Annotated in this window: 4 protein-coding genes; all 4 read right to left on the bottom strand. The window is 43.6% G+C overall.

Going from position 1 to position 3,598, the window contains the following annotated elements; genetic code table 11:
* Nucleotides 1–54: 54 nt before the first annotated feature.
* On the bottom strand, nt 55–1,443 hold the full coding sequence (locus tag WMO25_RS16215; RefSeq protein ID WP_349086201.1) for an MBOAT family O-acyltransferase: 1,389 nt from the start codon (nt 1,441–1,443) through the stop codon (nt 55–57).
* Nucleotides 1,444–1,601: 158 nt separating this feature from the next.
* Nucleotides 1,602–2,357 carry an amino acid ABC transporter ATP-binding protein gene (locus tag WMO25_RS16210; protein WP_349086200.1) on the bottom strand — a complete coding sequence of 252 codons (756 nt, stop codon included), beginning with the start codon at nt 2,355–2,357 and terminating at the stop codon, nt 1,602–1,604.
* Between the two features lie 11 nt (nt 2,358–2,368).
* The gene (locus WMO25_RS16205; protein ID WP_349086198.1) at nt 2,369–3,019 is read right to left on the bottom strand and encodes an amino acid ABC transporter permease; all 651 of its coding nucleotides are present in this window, start codon (nt 3,017–3,019) and stop codon (nt 2,369–2,371) included.
* An 86-nt stretch (nt 3,020–3,105) separates the two neighbouring features.
* Nucleotides 3,106–3,598: PhnD/SsuA/transferrin family substrate-binding protein (locus WMO25_RS16200; protein ID WP_349086197.1), on the bottom strand; the 493-nt coding region annotated here is incomplete at its 5' end.

The raw sequence follows: 3,598 nt of genomic DNA, 5'->3' as shown, positions 1-3,598 counted from the left end.
CGTCATCGGGTACTTTCTGGCCCAATCGATCCATCCACGCATCCTCTGCACCTCCTAAAATCTGAAATATAAAAACGGATTGCTGGCTGCTGTCTGCATCTTATAGACACACAGACCAAACAGGACAAGGAGAATCAAAATTGTCAGCGGCCTGTTCTTATTCTCACGGTATTTCCCATAAGGCCACGCCGTCGAAAAGATAAAGGCCAACACCAGATAAATACCATACTGCCGTACAGTCTGCCCAAACAGATCCAGATTCATTGTCCAGTAACCGGCATCACTCAAATGTCCGAACATCTGCATCAGATAGGTTTTGACTGCACTCAGATTATCCGATGCAAAAATTACCCATCCGGTCACCACTGCCGGAAATGTGAAACACCATCCGACAACAGGATATTTCTCAAAAAATCTAAACAAAAACAGCTTTTCTATCATCAACAGGGCAAAATAATACATGCCCCACAGAATAAAGTTCCATCCGGCGCCATGCCATAACCCAGTCAAAGACCAGACCACAAACATATTGAACAGCATTCTGACTTTGCCGTGACGGCTGCCGCCGAGAGGAATATAGACATAATTCTTAAACCATCCGCTGAGAGTCATATGCCATCGACGCCAGAAATCTGTAACAGAAGTCGCCATATACGGATGCCGAAAGTTTCTGGGAATTCGAAATCCCAGCATTTCTCCAAGCCCCATAGCCATCATAGAATAGCCCTGGAAGTCAAAATAAATCTGAAAGGTATATCCCAGTGCTCCCAGCCAGACCATCGGAACAGACGCTGCACTGACACCTGCCGTCTGAACCTGATTCCACAAAGTCCCAAAGGTATTCGCCAACAGCATCTTCAGACTCAGACCAATGATAAATGTCTTAATACCATTTTCCATATGGCGCCAGCTCAAAACACGCTTTTTCAGCTGCGCTGACACATCATGATACAATACAATCGGACCGGCGATCAACTGAGGAAACATACTCAGAAAAGCGCCCAGATCAACAAAACGTTCCTCCGGCTTCACCTGACCTCTGTAAACATCAATGGCATAAGCTGCAATCTGGAAAGTATAGAAACTGATGCCTAAAGGCAGCGATACCTCCGTTGCATTCACATGGGGCAGCTTCACCCTGCTTCCCCTGTCCGCCAGCCAGACGGCCAGATGATTCCAGTTGGCTGCAAAAAAATCCATATATTTAAATATAAACAGCATGCCAAAGCCATACATAAGCATGACCACCAGACAAATCCTCTGACATTTCCGGCTTTTTCCCTGGGAATACCTGGTCAATGCGTAATGGATCACCAGCGAAACAAGAATCAGCCAGAAAAACCGATGTTCACCATAGGCATAAAAAAACAGGCTTCCCAAAAACAGTATCAGGTTGCCATATTTTTCCGGAACAGTATAATAAATCAACAAAAAAATCGGCATAAACAGAAATATGAATTCTATACTGCAAAATAACATCGTCTTACAAATCCTTTCTGTAACTGTTATTTCAAGCCGGACACACACACAACTTGATCAGCATTGACTATCATACCACTGAATACGCCGAAAAAAAACCTTTTTTTTACGCTATTTTTGATTTATGATTCAAATTTGCCAAGGAATTCCTTCATTCGAGGATTTTCTGAATTAAACACATCTTCCGGTTTGCCTTCCTCAACGATCACACCCTTGTCCATGAAAACCACATAATCCGACACATTTTTGGCGAAATTCATCTCATGGGTAACAATGACCATTGTCATCTTTTCTGCTGCCAGATTCTTAATAATCTTCAGGATCTCACCTGTCAGCTCCGGATCCAGCGCAGATGTCGGTTCATCGAAGAACAAAATCTTCGGTTTCATTGCCAGTGCTCTTGCAATAGATACTCTCTGCTGCTGACCGCCGGACAGCTGATAAGGATAGGCATTCTCCTTGTCCTCAAGACCCATTTTCTTTAGAAGTTCTCTTGCCTCTGCATAAACTTCGGATTTATTTCTTTTCTGCACTCTCAATGGGGCATCCGTAATGTTTTTTATGACGGAATAATGCGGAAACAGATTGAAATTCTGGAAAACAAGTCCATAGTAACTATGGATCTTCTTCAAATCCGCCGCCTTGGCATACACTGCATGTCCGTCCTTGCTGAAAGCCGCCTTATCCCCAAGATAAATAATCGCTCCGTCATCAATGGTCTCAAGCATCGTCGCGCATCGCAGCATGGTAGACTTACCGGAACCGGAGGGCCCGATAATACTCAAAACTTCACCTTCATCCACATGAATAGATATATCTTTCAGGACTTCCTGCCCATCAAAGCTTTTCTTAATATGGTTCATTTCCAGTAAACGCATGGGCTCTCCTCCTATCTGTAATAATCCATTTTCTTTTCAAGATAATCAAAAAATACCGCCACAATCAGATTGAAAATGTAATAAAAAACACCCGCCACAATAAACGGAACAACGGATGACTGGGAAGCCACCAGCTGTTTCGTCACAGTAAATACTTCTGCTACCGCCAATGTAAAAGCCAGAGATGTATCCTTGACCAGGGTAATGGTTTCATTGGCTACCGGCGGAATAATCCGCTTGATGACCTGAGGCATCACAATATAGGCAAATGTCTGTGTTTTGCTGTATCCCAGCATTCTGGCCGCCTCATACTGACCAACCGGAATCGCTGCAATGCCGGATCTGTAAATCTCTGCAAAATAAGCGGCATAATTTAAAGCAAAGCCGATCAGGACAGCTTTCAGGCGGTAAGATGGCGTGATCTGCATCCCGAAAATAAAAAAAGGGCCAAAATATACAACAAGCAGCTGCAGCATCAATGGTGTACCACGCATGACAGAAATATAAAATTTGGCAATCACTGACAATATCGGATTCTTTGACATACGAATCAGGGCCATACCAAGGCCGAGAATCAGCGATGTAATCAGTGTAACAAAAAAGATTTCCATCGTGATACCCATACTGCCAAATAACTGTTGGACAATCTGCATGACCGTCATTCTCATTTCCTCCTTTATAAGAGCAAAAGAGCTGCCGCAAAATCAATTGATGAATTTTGCAGCAGCCAAGATGCTCTATTCAATTCTTATTCATTGTCACTAATACAGATATTGGCTGTATTGATGGATGGATACTTCGCTGCAATCTTATCTACAGTGCCGTCTTTCTCCATTTCAAGTAATGTAGACCATACCTGATCTCTCAATTCATCATTGCCTTTCTTAAAAGCAATGCCATACTGTTCCTGTGAAATCACATCATCAAGGATCACAATATTGTCATTCTGGGCCTGCTTCGTCAGCGCAACACCTTCATCCATGGCAACGGCATCTGCGGAACCTGCTTCAAGCTCCATCAGCGCGCTCTCATAATCCGGTACCTGTGTCAGGCTGCCGAAAGAATCTGCCAAAGCCTTGATATCTGTGTTTTCTTCATCCTGAAGCGCTGCCAGTGCTGAAGAATCCGCCTGAACAAGGACATTCTTGCCTGCAAGATCAGCTGCCTTTTTGATGCCGCTGTTCTTGTTCACTGCAAATACCTGTGTATTGTTGATATAAGCCGGTGTCCATGTATAATCA

Source organism: Coprococcus intestinihominis (assembly GCF_040096555.1).
In the GTDB taxonomy this organism is placed as follows: Bacteria; Bacillota; Clostridia; order Lachnospirales; family Lachnospiraceae; genus Coprococcus_A; species Coprococcus_A intestinihominis.
Note: the sequence above shows the minus strand (reverse complement) of the source record. Positions and strands in the feature narration are given on the sequence as shown.